The following is a 16,175-nucleotide window of genomic DNA, read 5'->3' on the forward strand; positions in this document are numbered from 1 at the left end:
GCGACCGACGTCGGCAGATCACGGCGACCGACGCCGGCAGGTATTTTGACGCGCTCGTCCGTACGGTTCGGTATGACTGACGCCCCCCAGCACCGCCTCGGGGAACTGATGGAGGAATCGAACCCGCCGTTCGAGAAGGTGATGAGCTGCGTCTTCGGCATCGAAGACCACGAGACCCGCACCTATCTCGTCCTGTGCGATCTGCCCGGAAGCACGATCGAGGAACTCGCGAGTACCCTCGAGCGCGATCGAAGCACGGTCAACCGGTCGCTGTCGACGCTACACGACCGCGGGCTGGTCCGCCGGGATCGGCGGCTGCTGGACGGCGGCGGCTACGTCTACCAGTATACCGCCATCGCGTTGCCGGAGGCCAAGGAGATGCTGCACGAGGCGCTGGACGCCTGGACGGCGACGGTTCACGACGTGATCGACGAGTTCGACGATCGACCGACCGAACCGAACGGCGAGACATCGTGAGGTGGGACGACGCCCAAAATGAGGCGGCATCCGAGACGAGGCGGCCGCCCGGTGCTAACTCTGCTAACAAATGGTGTTCGAAAGAGACGGGATCTATATAATATTGCTTATCGGCACTACTGTATTAGCCTTCTAACGGTGCGAGCCGCTAGATCCACGAATTACTCAGGAACAACCGTCGTGGCTGGCTGTCTCCCCGAGTAAATCTGGCCCGGCTGCCGCAGGGGGATCTGTTCAGCGCTATCGATCGTCGGAGCGTTGTTCGGCAGTGCTAGTATTCAGTATAATCGAACCTCTCATCACGATCTAACATCCCGGACATTTGTACACAAAACTAATTATTAAAACATAATACTATTGGACACAGAACTGTAATTGGAATGAAATTTGAGGTGCAGATACACCAGTTCCAGTCATTGATGGACTACTGTGAAGACGAGTACGGTCAGTCCAACGACGACCGGGCCGCGAGCAGCGTTGCGGAAACCTTAGAACGGTCTTCCATCAACACTCGGATTTCGATGTCAACGCCAGCGTCGGCGAAACTGACGCCGAACTACTGAGGTCTCCTGTGAGTAACTTACTATTGAGTACTCGAGCATGAATGGACCAAGCGGATACGCCCCGCCGACCCGACGCAGGCTCCTTGGGGTGGTAACCGGCCTCGGGGTCGGGCTGAGTGCGGGCTGTCTCGGCAACGATAGCACCGATACGGGCGATAATAGCACCGATACGGGTAACCCGGACGACGTGGCACCGCCCGACTGTGCTGAGTCACGCCGACCGAACCCACCCGACCCCGAACCGGAAGAATCCGTCTCCCCGTTCGACTACCCGTCGCTGCCAACCGACCAGTCCGAAGACGCGTTGGCGAGCTACGTCGAGTCGTTCGAACGGGCCTACGTGGGCAACGAATGGCTCGAAGCCTACGGCGAAGAACTCGTCGGGTTTGGTCTGTTGACCGAAGACCGAACAGTCACCCAAACCGGTCCTCCTGCTGTCGTCGAGATCGAGTATCAGACATCTGAGGTGACTGGACTCGACGACCGGGACAAAGCGAGCGGTACCTCGGGGCACTTGATCGCGAGCTACGCGATCTGGTCGGAAACGGTCCGCCGTGCGGTCGCCGAGCGCGGGGGTTCGCAACCGCCGGATGCCCGGAAGACGGGGGACATCGTTGTCTGTCCTGCAGGCGACGAGTCGGAATGAAGCATCCGGCCATGTCCGGCCATCCCTCGACCGGACTCCCCGAGTAGGTCCGCACCGCCCCGTCACCGATGCCCAGGGGGTCCAAGACCTCGATTACCTCGTCGACGTCTCATCCGAGACGAGGCGACATCCGACTCGGGGCGGTGCCAAACCCCGAACTGGTTGCGACTGGCCGCAGAACCCACGTGCTTTTTGCCTCTCGCCTCCCTCTCGACCGACAATGAGTCTCAGTCTCTCGGCCGACCAGCCGGAACGACCCGCAGACGCCGACGAGGGCGTCTGGCTCGAGTGCATCGAGTGTGGCGACACGTTCGCCCCCTTCGACGACGTCCGGTACACCTGCGACGAGTGCGACGGACTGCTCGAGGTCCGGTACGCCGATCTCCCGACGTTCGACGACTTCGAGGGCGAGGGCGTCTGGCGCTACGCCGATGCGCTCCCGTTCGACTCCGGCGTCTCGATTCAGGAGGGTGCGACGCCGCTGTACGAGGTGCCTCGTCTCGAGGACGAGATCGGCGTCGAGGCCCTGCGGATCAAACACGAGGGAATGAACCCGACGGGGTCGTTCAAGGACCGCGGCATGACCGTCGGCGTGCGGGTCGCTGCGGAACTCGGCGTCGGTCGACTCGCCTGTGCGTCGACGGGCAACACCAGCGCCGCGCTGGCCGCCTACGGCTCTCGCGGCGGGATGCAGACGCTCGTCCTCCTCCCCGCCGGGAAGGTCGCCGCCGGCAAGATCGCCCAGGCGAGCCTCCACGGAGCGCGCATCCTCGAAGTCGACGGCAACTTCGACGCCTGTCTCGACATCGTTCAGGAACTCGCGGGGCAGGGTGAGGCGTACCTGCTGAATTCGCTGAACCCCTTCCGGCTCGAGGGCCAGAAGACGATCGGCCTCGAGATACTCGAGGGCTTCCTCGCGGACTACGATGCCGTTCCGGACCGGATCGTGCTCCCGGTCGGCAACGCGGGCAACACGTCGGCGCTGTACAAAGCCTTCCGCGAACTCGTGCAGGCGGGCGCGATCGACGAGCGCGACGTGCCGAAACTGACCGGCGTCCAGGCCGAGGGTGCCGCACCGATGGTCGAGGCGATCGAGAACGGTGCCGACGAGGTCCGCCGCTGGGAGGACGTCGAGACGCGCGCGACTGCGATCCGGATCGGAAACCCGGTCAACGCGCCGAAGGCACTGCCCGGTATCCGCGAGACCGGTGGTACCGCGGTCGCGGTATCCGACGCGGAGATCACCGAGGCACAGCGCGACATCGCGGCCGAAGGCATCGGCGTCGAACCCGCCTCCGCCGCCTCCGTCGCCGGCCTCCGAAAGCTCCGCGCCGAGGGAATCGTCGCTGACGACGAGCGCGTCGCCTGTCTCACTACCGGTCACCTGCTCAAGGACCCCGACGCCGCGGCCGCCGCCGGCGTCGACTCCGAATCCGTGCCGGCCGATACGCAAGGCGTGCTCGAGCATCTTCAGGAGTAACGTCGTCCGGACGCCGGACGCACGGCCTGCGTCTGACGCCCGACTGACTGACCTTTTTCCGACCCGGTGTGGTACTCCGTCTCGAGTCATGTCTGCCGAGCAACGAGGCCCCACTCCCGCCCGCTCCACCGACGAACGAACTCGACGTCCCCCCCTAGCCCCGATTCCCGAGTCGGATCAACGACCGAGCAGTCGGTCCCACCGTCCGAACGCCGACCCGGAATACGACGCACTCCCGCTCTCCTACCGGATCGAACGAACGCAGCTCCGGGTTCGGATCACTGCCCTCGAACGGGCGTTGGAAACGAGCGAGAATCGCCGGCAGGCCGTGATCGACCGCTACGAGCGGCTACTGGCGGACCGCGACGAGGTGGCGGAGTCGACGGCAGCCGCCGAGGAGGAACCCCAGACCCTGTTAGAGCGGTTGATCGGTCGCTAACGCCCCCGCGGCCCTTTGTTGCATTCGATTTCGAAGATCATTCATATTTTCCAACATTTAAATATCAAGCGGCAGCAACGCGGCATAGGGAGCGATAATAACTAATGGCAGACACCGACTCGTCCGCGAGTTGCCCCGAATGCGACGGCAGAGTACGGAAGAAGGGTACCGAAATCGTCTGTGAGGACTGCGGACTCGTCTCCGCCGAAGACGCGATCGACCGCGGTCCGGAGTGGCGATCGTTCGAGGACGACGACACCGATCGGCGACGGACCGGCGCGCCGTTGACCCGCTCGAGACACGACCGGGGTCTCTCGACGGAGATCGGCTACGGCACCGGTTCGGAGTCGGGATACAGCGCTCGGCTGACCGGCCGAAAACGCCGTCAGATCGCTCGCTTGCGCCGGGAACACAACCGTGCACGGATCTCCTCGAAAACCGAGCGGAATCAGGTCTACGGATTCGCCGAAATCAGACGGATCGCCGCCCTGCTCTCGCTGCCGGACGCCGTCAGAGAGCAATCGTGTGCCCTCTTCGAGTCCGCCCAGTCCGAGGGGCTCTTTCAGGGTCGATCGCTCGAGGGATTCGCCGCCGCCGCTATTTACGCGACCTGTCGGACGCGCTCGATCCCCCGGACGACCGACGAGATCGCCGCTATCGCACGGGCCGACGTCGACGAACTCGCGGTCGCCTACGACGCTCTGAATCGCGAGCTCGGGCTGCCGACCGGTCCGATCGATCCCACGCAGTACCTGCCGCGATACGCCTCGAAACTCGACCTCGGGTCGGCCGTCGAACGCCGCGCCCGCGAGCACGTCGACGCCCTGCTCCAGGCGGGGCTCATCACCGGTCGCAACCCCAGCGGGGTCGCTGCGGCGTGTCTCTACAAGGCCGCTGGCGAACGCGAAGAGTGGCCGTCACTGACCCAGGCTGCGGCCGCCGACGTCGCCGACGTCGCGGCGGTGACGATCCGGTCGACCGTCACGAACCTCGACGAGCTCTGACGCCGATGGATCGGTGTCGGACACCGACGCGGTATCCGCGTCAACGCCCGCCATCCCCGCACGAAGCCGAACCGTACGAAACCGAACCGCACGAAAGAACGGTTCCGGTCCATTCCGGCACTACGTCGTTCGGAGCGTATCCGTACTCGGCTCGTAGACCTCGCCTTTCTGTTTGAGCTTGTCGATCTCGTGTTCGGCCTTGGAGTGGTCCATGCCGACCTCTTCGGCCCGCTCGAGGACGATGTCCACCGGCGCGCCGTCGTCGTACTCCTCCTCGATGTCGCTGATGAGCTGCTTGAGGTTCTTGATCCGATCGCGCTGTGACTTCGAGGTGCCGGCTTCGACGATGTCCGCGTCGAACTCGCCGGTCTCGGGATCGACCCCGACGTCCTGCAGACACGAGCGGACGATCTCGATGACTCGCTCGGCGTCGCTCTGCTCGACCGTATCCGACAGCCGAACGCGGGCGCTCGCCTCCGAGAGCCGAACCAGCGCCTCGAGCTTTCGGGCCGTGACTGGCACCGCAGCGTCCTCGTCGGTCCCCTTCGATCGGAGATCGACGTAGAAGTCGCGGATCGCGTTCCGGGCCGCCTCGGTCATCCGCGGGTGGCAGTTCTGCTTCGAGTAGGCGATGTACTTCCGCAGGAGGTCGGCGTCGATCTCCGGATCGACCTGCTCGGTCATCTCGTCGATCTCGTCGGCGCTGACCTCGAGCTGGTTCATCTCCGCTCGCTGCGTGGTCAACTCACCCGCGTAGTTGGTCGTGATGATGTGTTCGGCGAGGTTGCGGTCTTTCTCCTCGTCGGGGGTGTCCGTGACCGTGAAGATCAGGTCGAACCGCGAGATCAGTGCCGGCTCGAGGTCGATCTGCTCGCTGATCGGCTCGTACTGGTCGAAGCGGCCGTACTTGGGGTTGGCCGCGCCGAGCAGCGAACACCGGGACTTGAGCGTGGCGTTGATCCCCGCCTTCGAGACCGAGATCTTCTGTTGCTCGAGGGCCTCGTGCATGGCACTCCGATCTTCCGATCGCATTTTATCGAGTTCGTCGATGGCCGCGATCCCTTGATCGGCGAGGACGAGCGCGCCGGCCTCGAGACTCCACTGTTGGCCGTCGCCGAAGTCGTCGCGGACGGCGGCGGCCGTGAGACCCGCCGAGGACGAGCCCTTCCCGGAGGTGTAGACGGATCGTGGTGCGATGTTCTCGATGTAGCCGAGCATCTGGGAGTTGTGCGAGATAACTCCGTTCGAGACGTAGTTGTGAGTTCCTTCGACCTCGAGATCGTATACCCAGTCGTAGTCGGGCTCGACCGTCTCGAGCGAGACGATTCGATCGGTTTCAACTGTCCCGGATACGGTCACCGTTCCACCGTCAGTGAGGACGGGTTCCGTCCCTGCGGTCGACCGATCGAACGATTCTGGCCCCGTCTCTGCTATCGCGACCGGATCTCCGATCGAGAGTTCGTCGGCACGGGCCGGCTGGAAGCCACCGGAAGCAGGGACGAACAACGGATGCGATGGCGTCATCTCAAGTTCTCGTCCACTCGAGGTCCGAATCCGGTACATCTGATCGGGTGCTTCCCGTTTCCAGACTTTCGTCGCCCGTTGATGGGCAACCGATCCGTCGTTCTGCAGCGACGGTACCGGGATATCGATCTCGTCGTACCAGCCGTCGTCGATCGGTTTCGGATCGTCGAGGTTCGTCTCGACGAATTCGCGGATCGGGACGTCTCGTCCGTCCGCGAGTGTCACGTTGGTATCGCCGCTGACGCACTTCCCCGTACCCGGGTCCCCGATCAGGAGCATATGGAGGTCGCCCCGGATCCGCGAGCCGTCGGGCAACTGTTTCGTCACGCCCGAGAACAGCTGGAGGATCATCGCGAGCTTCTCCTGATCGTAGCCGTAGATGGAGGGCGCGATGGAGGCGACCATCTGCTCGTAGACATCGTCTCGGTTCGAAATCTCGTAGATCGCCTTCTTGTCCTCGTCGGTGATGTCCATGTCCTCGAACTGCTCTTCGTCGATCTCGACGGACATCCCCTCCATGTAGAAGTCGAAGACGGGCGATTTCTCCTGTTGGTCGCCCTGCTGCTCGAGCCGGAGGACTCCCGTCGCGGAGACGTGGTCGCCGGGGGTGACCTCGCCGGTGATGTCGTCTTCGATGTTGATGTCGAGTGACTGCGGGGTTTCCCCGCCGCGGAGCCCCTCGGGGCTCTCCTGAACGCGGAGTTTCTGCGAGTCGACGAACTCGGACTGGTCGAAATTGACGCGGAAGGGTCCCTGCCGTTCACAGCCCTGACACTCGTGGGGTTCCTGGAAGTCGCCGCTGGACTGGGGGACGCGGGTGAGCGTCCCACAGAGTTGGCACTCGAAGGCGGCCTCCTCGATCTTGGGGCGGACGTCGGTCGCTTTGCGGATGATGCCGCGGACCTGCACGAGGGAGTTCATGTCCCGGGCGCGGATCTCTCGGATCTCGGGGGACTCCGTGTCAGGGAGGTTCCGGACCCGGACGTGGGCCTGTCCGAGGCTCACGTCGATCGGGAGGTCGTAGAGTCGCAGCGCTTCCTCGGCGTAGCGCTGGAGCTGTTCTGGCTGGTTGATGAAGTCGTCCGCGAGGTCCGGATCGAACCGATAGAGATCCTGCCAGTCGACGTGGAGCGATCGCTGTTCGTTCGGATACCGCTGGGCAAGCTGCTTGATCTCGTTGTCGTAGTAGTTGCGAAAGAACTGCTCGAAAGAGTCGACGAGTTCTGAATTTCCCGCTTGCGCCATTGCACTGTCCTAGGGCTGCCGTCCAGTATAAATGGTCGTATACCGGGGTGAAATTGATCCGGTCGCACGGTGCTCGATGAGCGACAGTTGTCGGTGACACAGGCTGGCCCCCTTCGAGCCGGTCGAACGATCGATAGCTGCGGCGGTGTCCCCCTCCGCGTGACCGACTCGAGAAGCCAGCGGCCGATTTCGGAGTGCGTCGACCTGTCCCTGTATTCTGGGGTCGCGGTCGCGTCCGACACGCCGTGTCCCGTCGCCCGACCATGTGGCCACGCGGTGACTTTCGGCTCGGCGATAATGTAGCCACGGCCAATGCTTTTTGGGTACCAGCGGACGGACGGGAGCGGAGTGCGTTCGTGGACTTTCACGTCACCGATGCTATCGGCGGCGACGCCGAGCGTCGCGAGCCGCGTTGTGCATTCATGCACGGAAACGGTCAAGCGCGTCCCTCCGGTCACCGCACCGTTCGCGCTCGTCCGACTCGATACAGCGGCTCATTGCGACCCATCGTCCTCGCCGATCACTGCTCGAATAGCGCGTAGCCACAGCCCAATTTTGACTGACTTGCGGTGTCAGCAAGCGGGATTCTGATCGACTGACGTCCTATTCAGCGCTCAGGTCCACTCGGAGACCACCCGCCATCGGTCCGACTGCCCGGTCCTCGCGAGCGCGGCGACCATCTGGAGCGGTCCGAGGGCCCATACGCAAAGATCGGGGGCGTCGATCGCTCCTCCGGGCGACCACGACGTGTGGGGGAAAACGAGTAACGGACGCTGTTCCCGATCCCGATATGGCAGGTTTCGGGTCTACTCGTCCGTGGTCCGTGCCGACGGGGAGAGACGGCTATTTCGCTTCATTTCGACGTCCACGAACTCGACGTTCTCGGTCGTCGGTGCCGTCTTGTCCGTCCGATCCGATCCGCTGGCATCGTGTATTGCTGGCCCTTTCAGGGTGGGGCCGCCGGTCTTGAAGTGCGTGGGCGGCGGAGCCACGTCGTTGTCGGTCTCGTTTCGGCCGACGAACACGGTGTCTCTGGTCTCGGAGCCACCAAGCGCGAAGTGACCGATGTTGAAGTCCGCGACCACGCTGTCTTCCACGATCGACGTCTGGAATTCGGTCCAGATTCCCGAATGTTCGCATTTGTAGGCCGTAAAGCCCTTGATACGGTCGGTCCGTTCCTTCGGGATCTCGTCGGGGTCTATCTCCATCGGTTCGAGTTGCATCATCAGCCCGATCCCCTGACAGATGTGCTGGTAGTGTGACATTCTCCACGAACTCATGAGACTCTCGTCGTCGACGTCCCCGACGTATCCATCCAGTAGACTGTACGGACGAACGGAATAGGAGTGGGCGACGTTGTCTTCGAACTGAATGTCGAACTCGGCGGCGTCGAGTCCCACGTCCGACTCGTCGTGTCCGTCGTAGAAGAACCCTATCGCCCCGTATCCGCCAGCAGCGTGGTTACCCACCAGGGTGTTGCTGGGATTCGACAGCCAGAACCCGGCCGGTCGATACCCGTTCTGGGCCTTCTTTCGCTGCGCGTTGCTAACGTCGCCCGGGAACTGTAGGTCCCCGCCGAAGGCACGGTCGATCTCTTTGGCGGTCTTCGTGAGGATCGCCAGGTTCTCCCTGAAGACGTTGCCTTCCTCCGACGAAAGCCCCTCCTCGACGAGGTAGGAGTGTCCGATCGTGTCGAACACGACGTTGCGTTCGATCTGGACGTTGCCAGTGCCGTGGGCGTTGATTCCACGCTGGAAGCTGTGCCAGACGCTGTTGTGCTTGATGTAGGAACCGGACTGGTCGTGAGCGTGATGGAAGTGGAGCGGGTATCTGGCCTGGTGGCCGGTCTGCCCACAGCGGAACGCTTCGAGTCCCTCGATCCGGACCCGGCCGGAATCGGCGAAGATCCCGTGGCCGCCGAACCCGGCAGCGTATTTCGAATCGACACCCTTGTCCGAGTCGTAGTAGCTGAGTTCGTCGCCTCGAAGTTCGACGTTTCGCGTGAGCAACCCGACTTCGGCTCGCATGTCGAGTTCCTTGCCGCCGTGCGTTTCGATGGCGCCGTAGTGGTCGTGCTCGAGCGGTTCGTCCAGCGTCAGTTGGTTCCCGCTGACCGATTCGACGGTTCGCCGTTCGGCGTGCCAGGGGTCCGAACCGCTGGGGGCGATGGCGAGCTGATCGCCCGACTCCCAGTTGACCGCCTCGGCGAGCGTGATCGTCTTGTCACCGGCGCTTGCGTGTGCGTCGAGCTGCGTCCAGTCGGTTTTGTCTCGGCTCGAGCCGTGGATTTCGATCGACCCACCGTCCCAAGTGCCGAGGAACTTCGTACCGATGGCCATCACCCCCTCGCCTCTGACGTTCTCAGGACCGTGTCCCACGAGCGTGATCCGGGCGTCGTGTTCGTACGGATCGTCCTCGTAGCCGATGCGGATGAGCGAATTCGACCCCTCAGCGAGCAGCCACGTCGTCGTGAGCTCCAGATCGACGCCGTCGCCGTCCTCATCGGAACCGACGATCGAACAGGACCCGACCTTTTTCCAGGCTTTCACGTCTTCACCCGGCTCATCGAGGGTGTACCACTTGGCCTCCCAGTTTGCGCCGTCGTACGAGACTACGTCTCCCCCTCTGTAGGGGTCCTTGTACGTGGTCTCTCGCCACATGGGGGCACAGGCGGTGGCGTCACTGTCGAAGCGGTTAGAACCGCTACTCCCACTGACGCCGTTGCCACCGTCCACATCGGAGCCGACGTTCGAACAGGGCTCGAGTTTTTTCCAGGCCCGCACGTCTTCGCTCGGCGCATCGAGGGTGTACCACTTGGCCTCCCAGTTTGCGCCGTCGTAGGAGACTACGTCTCCCCCTCTGTAGGGGTCCTTGTACGTGGTCTCTTGCCACGCAGGGGCACAGGCAGTGGCGTCACCGTCGGTGCGGTTAGAACCGTCACCACCACCCCCACTGTCACCGTCACCACCGTCGCCGCTATCGCCCTCGCGGATCGATCCGTCTGCAAACTCGAGGGTACCGTTGACGAGGACGCCGTCTAACGGCGGCGGGCTCGTATCGAGTAGCACGTGATCTCCCTCTTCGATGGTCACGGTATCCCCCCTCTCCGGGGGCGAGCCGTCCCAGGTTGCCGGGTCGGACCACCTACTCGGTTCGCTGTCTGCCTGTGCTGACGTTACGCTGGTTCCAAGGAAGCTGGCTGCGACGATACCAGTCGCCTGGAAAAACCGTCGCCTCTTCAGCATTCCGGCCCGGGATATTTCTTTCCGGTTGTCGTCCTTTGACATTATTCCATACTATAGATATAACCAAAGCCTATTAAATATTACCATGTACCGAGTCAATTTTTATATGCGCTCGAGCGGTGAGCCACCGGGAAATCCGAGGATTTCGAGGCGGTGTGCAAATCACGACGCGAATCCAGACGACCGAGGCTCGAGCGTGGAAGTGAACGCACCTGCAAGAAGCGACCGGTGAGAGTACGGTTTCGGGCGTGCTCGACGCGGCTGCAGGCTGCTCCCTCAAAATGCGCGGGGATACGACCGCGCAGCCCAACGGGTGCGTCCCCGAACTGATCCGCCGTGCCAACCAGGAGGGAACGCTCACCGCCGCAGAGATCGCGGAGATTCTCGATGTCGACGAGCAGAACGAGAACGATAGTATCGACTTCCTCGTTTCTTTACCGGAAATTCTACCAGAGTTCCAGATTGTACTATCGTCGGAAGGCCGCTCCCGTAACCGACTCGCGAGCCGGCGAGCGGTGCCGGTGAGCGACGCCCGCTCTCCGTTTCGAAAAGAGTGCAGGGCGGCGCGACGATGGGCGTCGGCGAGCGCGCAGGATCTCACCGCATCGACACGCTGGCCGTCGACGGCGTTGGTGGGATCTGCAATCGAAATAGTGAATGACTGTCACGATCCGAGCATCGAAAAACGACAGCCGAGGTATCGCGCAGCGGGTACAGCAGCCAGTGTGCGCCATAGTGGGAATCGCACAGGCGTATCGGTCACAGTGACCACAGTGGGTTTTTCGCCGATGTCTTGTTCGGTTCGGTATTCGTTTTCACCACCTCATACTCAGTTACTGTACGTCCAACAATAAAGGTTTTTGTTCGAGCAATGCCTGTAGAATACGTGCTCACCCCTAACATAAATCCAATTATACGCCATATAGAACGACATGCAGAGTATAGTGGCCGAGGTAGCGGCTGGTTTGTGACCGGATCGCAGCCAGTGATCACAGAGACACGGCGATCGGCCGCCCCGATAGCGATCGATTCCGGACAGCAGGCCGGCAAACGACGGTAAACGCAGGCCGAAGAACCGCTCCCCCGCAACTCGAGCCCTCCGCTTGCGGGCAGGAGCCGATCGGGACGGCCGAAGCGGGTCGAACGGCTGGCGGACTGGTTCGCCTACTCGAGCCGGACGAACGTTCCGTCACCGCAGACGCAGTCTTCGCTCGTACCGAGTGGACGGACGGAGCCGCCTGGTGCGATCTCGGCGACGAGAATCGCCTCACAGTTCTCGCATCGGACCGCGGCTCGCATCCGTTCGGATTGAGTCGACATGGATCTGAATGAAGATTCCACACGGCTATCACTGTCGCTCCAAAGTGTGAAGGGAACCCGACGGACCGTTCAATCGAATCGGTCCGCTCCACGCCTTCACCGCGTCTAGTGCTGATTCGACGAGACGGGTCACGTCGATTCACCCCCGTTTCTACCGCTCGAGCGAGAAGCTGTCCTACCCAGTTAGGGACTACGCCGAAGCCGCCAGTCGGCTGCAGATCCGATATGCAAAGCGCACAGAACCCCAACCGAGTCGTAGCCGTCTGTACCGACTGCAGTTCACCATATGCTGCCCGTCTCTGGCCGGATGGAGACATCCGGCTGATCGGGACTGGCGCTGACTGTCCCTGTGGTGGGTCCGAATTCCAATTGCTTCGGTGATCCAGTCCGCCCGAGGAATGTCCCCCATTGGGACGGATTTCCGCTCCTCGAACGCACGACGAATATCCTCGTCGGTGGCTTGATGGGCTGGATGGACGATGGGCGTCCGACGCTCGACATTGTACAGTTCACTCGCCCGGACGAACCCGCTACGCATCGGCCTCTCCTCCGTGACGACCGGCCGATGTCTCTGGGTCCGGAATCGAAACGTCGACGCCAACTGCAGAGCCGCGGCTCAGTCGCGCGTCGGTATCGCAATCGCCACAGCGGTGAGCGCGATCGTCGTCGTCACCGAAGACGCGCCGGAACCGGTCCGTGACGTGGGCTCCGCAGTGCTGGCAGTCGAGTGATCGACCGACGGCCATGGCGCGGCTATCACGCCGACCACCCCCAGAAGGCCACTGCTATCCGGTGTGTGTCCGTCGAGTAACGCGGCAAAAGCAGCCGCTTTACTTATATACCGTATGGGATCGCCCGGATTTGAACCGGGGTCACGGGCACCCAAGGCCCGAAGTATACCAAGCTAACCCACGATCCCGTACCCCTGCTACCGGCCCCACATCATAAAGCGTTTCGTTACGGTCCGAACGGTTTTCCCGGCCGTCGTGGTAGCGCCGGCTATGACCGGCCTCGAGATCCTGCTTCTCGTCGTGGTGCTCGTCCTCGCCCTCGTCGCGGCACAGCTCGTGCGAGCGGTCAGTCCCTTCATCGTCAACGCGGTCGTCGGGCTGGCCGTGTTGTACGTCGCGCAGGTCGGCTTCGGCCTCGGAGTCGCAGTGACGCCGATCGTGATCGCGATCGTCGCGATCGGTGGGCTCCCGGGATCGGTACTCGTCCTCGTGCTCTCGCTGCTCGGTGTCGCGTTCGTGCCGTGATCCGGCGGCCGCGGCGATCGAACGACTCGCGCTACTTGCCGAGGACCTGTGCGATGTCCTCGTCGGTCGCTTCGCTGTTCGACGCGGCATCGGGATCGAGATCGAACGCCGGCTCGTCGTCCCACTCGGCCAGCAGCGCGGCGACCTCGTCGTCCGTCGCTTCCGGGAGCGAGTCGTCGGTGTCGTCGGCGACGACGTCGTCGAAGATCGTGCCGAACGTGGAGACGACCCGATCCTCGTGGCGCGTCGGATCGAAGTGGAAGTGAGCGTAGGCCTCGACGCTCGACAGTCGGTTCGTGAGGACGTGCGTGAACTGGAAGACGTCCTTCGGGGAGGTGTGTCGGAGGAGGGCATCGAGCGAGTCGAAACAGACCGTGACGTCCTCGTCGGATTCGGCCCAGTGTTTGCAAAAGCGGCTGATCGTGACGCCGATTTCCGAGAGATCGGTCGGGTCGGCCACCGAGTCGGCGACGACGGGTTCGGCGAAGTCCGGTTCCGTGTCCTCTCCGGTGTCGCTCAGGACGTCCCCGATGGTCAGCAGGCCGCATCTCCCGTCGATCGTGTCCGGGTCCGGCCGCTCGGGTGTCTCGTCGGCGAAGGTCACCGTGAGCCGTGCCGTCCCGCCGCCGTCGTGACACAACTGCTTGCAGGCCGCCGGCTCGTCGCTGCTCGGATGGACGAGTAGGACGTTCGCCGGCGGATCGATCGCGGCTGGCGTAATCGGTTCCATGGTGACGGTGTCGGGGATGGGTCCCCGTGGTACGCGTGGAATGTCGCCACTCGCCCTTTACCGTTCCGGCCACCGACAGGACGGCAAAAACGGTTTCGGCCGATCTGTGTGATGGTATCGGCAGTGACCGATACTACTTGCAATCGATGTTAAAGGTCGGCGTCGCGGAGCTCGAGGTCGGCGACGAGCTCGTAGGGGTGGGCTTCGTTTCGAATGCCGTCGATGAGGGTGAACGCCTGTCCGGGTTCGAGGAAGTGTTCGGTGACGACCTGCCCCAGCGGCGTGGGTTCGAAGCCGTCGATGAAGTCGTACTCGAGGAGTTTCCCGATGGCGTGTTTCGTGGGCACCTCGCCGAGCATGCGGTCGTTGAGCGCCTTCGCGGCCTTGCCGCCGACCGTGATGTTCGCCAGCGTCTCCTCGACGGCGGCGGCCTCGTCGTAGTGGGTCATCACGGACTCCATCTCCCCCTTGAGAAGCTTGAAGGCGACCTCGTCTTCGGTCATCTCCATCGAGTTGTGGTAGACGGTGTCGGGTTCGACGAGGACGTACACTTTCCCCTTGTCGTGGTAGTCGGGCCGGCCCGCACGGCCGAGCATCTGGTGGAACTCCTGGACCGAGAGCCACTCGATGCCCATCGCCAGGGAGTCGAAGATCACCTGCGAGGCCGGGAAGTCGACCCCTGCGGCCAGCGCGGCGGTCGTGACGACCGCGGACAGGTCCTGCTCGCCGAACTTCCGTTCGACCTCCTTCCGACGCTTGTAGTCGAGGCCGGCGTGGTAGGGCGCGGCCGAGTAGTCGAGCTTCCGGGAAATCTCGTGACAGCGCCGCCGGGAGTTCGTGAAGATGATCGTCTGGCCGCGATACCCCTTCGAGGATTCGCTGTCGAACTCGCGTCTGACGAGTTTGTTCTCCACGCGGACCTTCTCCTGGCCGTCCGCGAAGGTGACGTGGCGCTCGATCGGGACGGGTCGTTCCTCGAACTCGATGAGCGTCGCCTCGAGCGCCGCCGTGAGCTGTTCGGGGTTGCCGACAGTCGCCGAGAGGTAGACCCACTGCGCACCGCCGTAGTCGTCCCGTCGTTTCGCGCGTCGTTCGCAGGTGTACTTGAGTCGGGAGATGAGGCCGTCCAGGCGATGCCCCCGATCTTCCTCCTTGAGCGTGTGGACCTCGTCGATGACGACGGTCCCGATGTCGCCCATGTCCTTACCCGTCCGCAGGGCGTGGTCGATCCCCTCGTAGGTGCCGACGATGACGTCGGCGTTGGGATCGAACCGCTCGCCCTCGTCGGCGACCCGGCTCGCGCCGACGCGAATGGAGACGTCGACGAGGTGGCCGTACTCGTCCTGAAAGTCCTCGTACTTCTGGTTCGCGAGCGCGACCAGCGGGACGAGAAAGAGCATCGTCCCCTTGTCGTTCAGCACGCGGTTGATCCCGGCCAGTTCGCCGACGAGGGTCTTCCCGGTCGCCGTCGCGGAGACGACGAGCTGATCGTCGCCGTCGAAGAGCCCGTTCTCGACGGAGAGGCTCTGGACCGGGAGCAGGGTATCGAACCGGTCCTCGAGCAGGTTCTGGAGACCGGGGTGGAGGTTCAGCGAGTCGGTTCGAACGGGATCGACCTCGTCGGTCGTCGCCGAGATGGTATCGAACTTCGTCAGATCGGGATCGAGCTGCCCCTTGAGCAGGTTGACGATCCGCTCGAGATCCTGGACCTCCATCATGAGGTCCTCGAGGCGCTCCTTCGCGGCACCCGTGACCTCGCCGCCGCCGGAAAAGGAGAGCTGGCGCTCGAGTTCCTGGCGGGCACAGTCCCGACAGATCCAGTCCTCGTCGTCTTTGACGGCTGTCTCGGTGGTGATCGGCGAGTATCGGCCCGCGGAGGCGCAGTAGCGGCAGGTCCGAACGGCCTTCGCTTTCTCCTCGAGCTGGTAGCCCTCGAGCATCTCCCGCAGTTCCCGGCGCTTCTCGGGGGAGGTTTGCTCGGAAATGCGGATGCGCTTGGCTCGGCGGGCGAGTTCGACGAACTCGTCGGGCTGGCGTGGCTCCTCGCTCGAGCCCTGTTTCAGCCGGAACTTCGCGGGGCGGGGGCCGGCCGAGGTCTCCGAGAGCCCGAGTTTCGCGCGGAACAGCCGTTTGCCGTCGCGTTCGACGACGACGAGGTAGTCGTCGCCCGTCTCGTGGCAGAAGATCGTTTCGACCTGCTGGACCTGCTTCGACACGGTCCCGAGTAAGGCGGGACGGTATTTCAG

General features: G+C 63.2%; 11 protein-coding genes, 1 tRNA gene and 1 pseudogene. 6 read left to right on the plus strand and 7 right to left on the minus strand.

Annotated elements, in window-relative coordinates:
* Nucleotides 1-72: 72 nt before the first annotated feature.
* From BMX07_RS11905 to BMX07_RS11930, 5 genes are all read left to right on the plus strand, one after another.
* A complete protein-coding gene (locus tag BMX07_RS11905) occupies nucleotides 73-477 on the plus strand; it encodes a helix-turn-helix domain-containing protein (protein ID WP_090618438.1) in 405 nt (134 codons plus the stop codon).
* Nucleotides 478-1,077: 600 nt separating this feature from the next.
* Nucleotides 1,078-1,686, plus strand: coding sequence for a hypothetical protein (locus tag BMX07_RS11915; protein WP_139210871.1), 609 nt, complete (start codon nucleotides 1,078-1,080; stop codon nucleotides 1,684-1,686).
* A gap of 220 nt (nucleotides 1,687-1,906) precedes the next feature.
* Nucleotides 1,907-3,166 carry a threonine synthase gene (gene thrC / locus BMX07_RS11920; RefSeq protein WP_090618048.1) on the plus strand — a complete coding sequence of 420 codons (1,260 nt, stop codon included), beginning with the start codon at nucleotides 1,907-1,909 and terminating at the stop codon, nucleotides 3,164-3,166.
* An 88-nt stretch (nucleotides 3,167-3,254) separates the two neighbouring features.
* Nucleotides 3,255-3,605, plus strand: a complete 351-nt coding sequence (locus BMX07_RS25115; RefSeq protein ID WP_245742104.1) for a hypothetical protein — start codon at nucleotides 3,255-3,257, stop codon at nucleotides 3,603-3,605.
* Between the two features lie 104 nt (nucleotides 3,606-3,709).
* Complete coding sequence (locus BMX07_RS11930; protein WP_090618050.1) at nucleotides 3,710-4,609, plus strand: transcription initiation factor IIB; 900 nt, start codon at nucleotides 3,710-3,712, stop codon at nucleotides 4,607-4,609.
* Between the two features lie 120 nt (nucleotides 4,610-4,729).
* Here the strand turns inward: BMX07_RS11930 and BMX07_RS11935 are convergent, their stop codons facing one another.
* The 5 genes and pseudogenes from BMX07_RS11935 to BMX07_RS11960 form a co-directional block, all read right to left on the minus strand.
* On the minus strand, nucleotides 4,730-7,378 hold the full coding sequence (locus BMX07_RS11935) for an ATP-binding protein (RefSeq protein WP_090618053.1): 2,649 nt from the start codon (nucleotides 7,376-7,378) through the stop codon (nucleotides 4,730-4,732).
* An 806-nt stretch (nucleotides 7,379-8,184) separates the two neighbouring features.
* Nucleotides 8,185-10,665, minus strand: coding sequence for a G8 domain-containing protein (locus BMX07_RS11940; RefSeq protein WP_090618055.1), 2,481 nt, complete (start codon nucleotides 10,663-10,665; stop codon nucleotides 8,185-8,187).
* 1,122 nt (nucleotides 10,666-11,787) lie between these two features.
* Nucleotides 11,788-11,943 carry a hypothetical protein gene (locus BMX07_RS24435; protein WP_175480130.1) on the minus strand — a complete coding sequence of 52 codons (156 nt, stop codon included), beginning with the start codon at nucleotides 11,941-11,943 and terminating at the stop codon, nucleotides 11,788-11,790.
* Between the two features lie 530 nt (nucleotides 11,944-12,473).
* Nucleotides 12,474-12,712 (minus strand): annotated as a pseudogene (locus BMX07_RS25120) (DUF7563 family protein).
* Nucleotides 12,713-12,789: 77 nt separating this feature from the next.
* Nucleotides 12,790-12,862 (minus strand) — tRNA-Pro (locus BMX07_RS11960).
* 82 nt (nucleotides 12,863-12,944) lie between these two features.
* Here BMX07_RS11960 and BMX07_RS11965 point away from each other — a divergent pair.
* Nucleotides 12,945-13,199, plus strand: a complete 255-nt coding sequence (locus tag BMX07_RS11965; protein WP_090618059.1) for a pro-sigmaK processing inhibitor BofA family protein — start codon at nucleotides 12,945-12,947, stop codon at nucleotides 13,197-13,199.
* A 31-nt stretch (nucleotides 13,200-13,230) separates the two neighbouring features.
* Here BMX07_RS11965 and BMX07_RS11970 read toward each other — a convergent pair whose 3' ends face one another.
* Nucleotides 13,231-13,929: a DUF7504 family protein gene (locus tag BMX07_RS11970; RefSeq protein ID WP_090618061.1), complete on the minus strand. Its 699-nt coding sequence runs from the start codon at nucleotides 13,927-13,929 to the stop codon at nucleotides 13,231-13,233.
* Between the two features lie 149 nt (nucleotides 13,930-14,078).
* A complete protein-coding gene (locus tag BMX07_RS11975; RefSeq protein ID WP_090618440.1) occupies nucleotides 14,079-16,145 on the minus strand; it encodes a DEAD/DEAH box helicase in 2,067 nt (688 codons plus the stop codon).
* Between the last annotated feature and the right edge of the window lie 30 nt (nucleotides 16,146-16,175).

It is taken from the genome of Natrinema salaciae, assembly GCF_900110865.1.
In the GTDB taxonomy this organism is placed as follows: domain Archaea; phylum Halobacteriota; class Halobacteria; order Halobacteriales; family Natrialbaceae; genus Natrinema; species Natrinema salaciae.

Bases quoted from the DNA above. Each gene is read 5' to 3' on its own strand.
- BMX07_RS11935 (WP_090618053.1), bottom strand. From the start codon at position 7,378: ATGGCGCAAGCGGGAAATTCAGAACTCGTCGACTCTTTCGAGCAGTTC.
- BMX07_RS11915 (WP_139210871.1), top strand. From the start codon at position 1,078: ATGAATGGACCAAGCGGATACGCCCCGCCGACCCGACGCAGGCTCCTT.
- BMX07_RS11970 (WP_090618061.1), bottom strand. From the start codon at position 13,929: ATGGAACCGATTACGCCAGCCGCGATCGATCCGCCGGCGAACGTCCTA.
- thrC (WP_090618048.1), top strand. From the start codon at position 1,907: ATGAGTCTCAGTCTCTCGGCCGACCAGCCGGAACGACCCGCAGACGCC.
- BMX07_RS24435 (WP_175480130.1), bottom strand. From the start codon at position 11,943: ATGTCGACTCAATCCGAACGGATGCGAGCCGCGGTCCGATGCGAGAAC.
- BMX07_RS11940 (WP_090618055.1), bottom strand. From the start codon at position 10,665: ATGTCAAAGGACGACAACCGGAAAGAAATATCCCGGGCCGGAATGCTG.
- BMX07_RS11965 (WP_090618059.1), top strand. From the start codon at position 12,945: ATGACCGGCCTCGAGATCCTGCTTCTCGTCGTGGTGCTCGTCCTCGCC.
- BMX07_RS11905 (WP_090618438.1), top strand. From the start codon at position 73: ATGACTGACGCCCCCCAGCACCGCCTCGGGGAACTGATGGAGGAATCG.
- BMX07_RS11930 (WP_090618050.1), top strand. From the start codon at position 3,710: ATGGCAGACACCGACTCGTCCGCGAGTTGCCCCGAATGCGACGGCAGA.
- BMX07_RS25115 (WP_245742104.1), top strand. From the start codon at position 3,255: ATGTCTGCCGAGCAACGAGGCCCCACTCCCGCCCGCTCCACCGACGAA.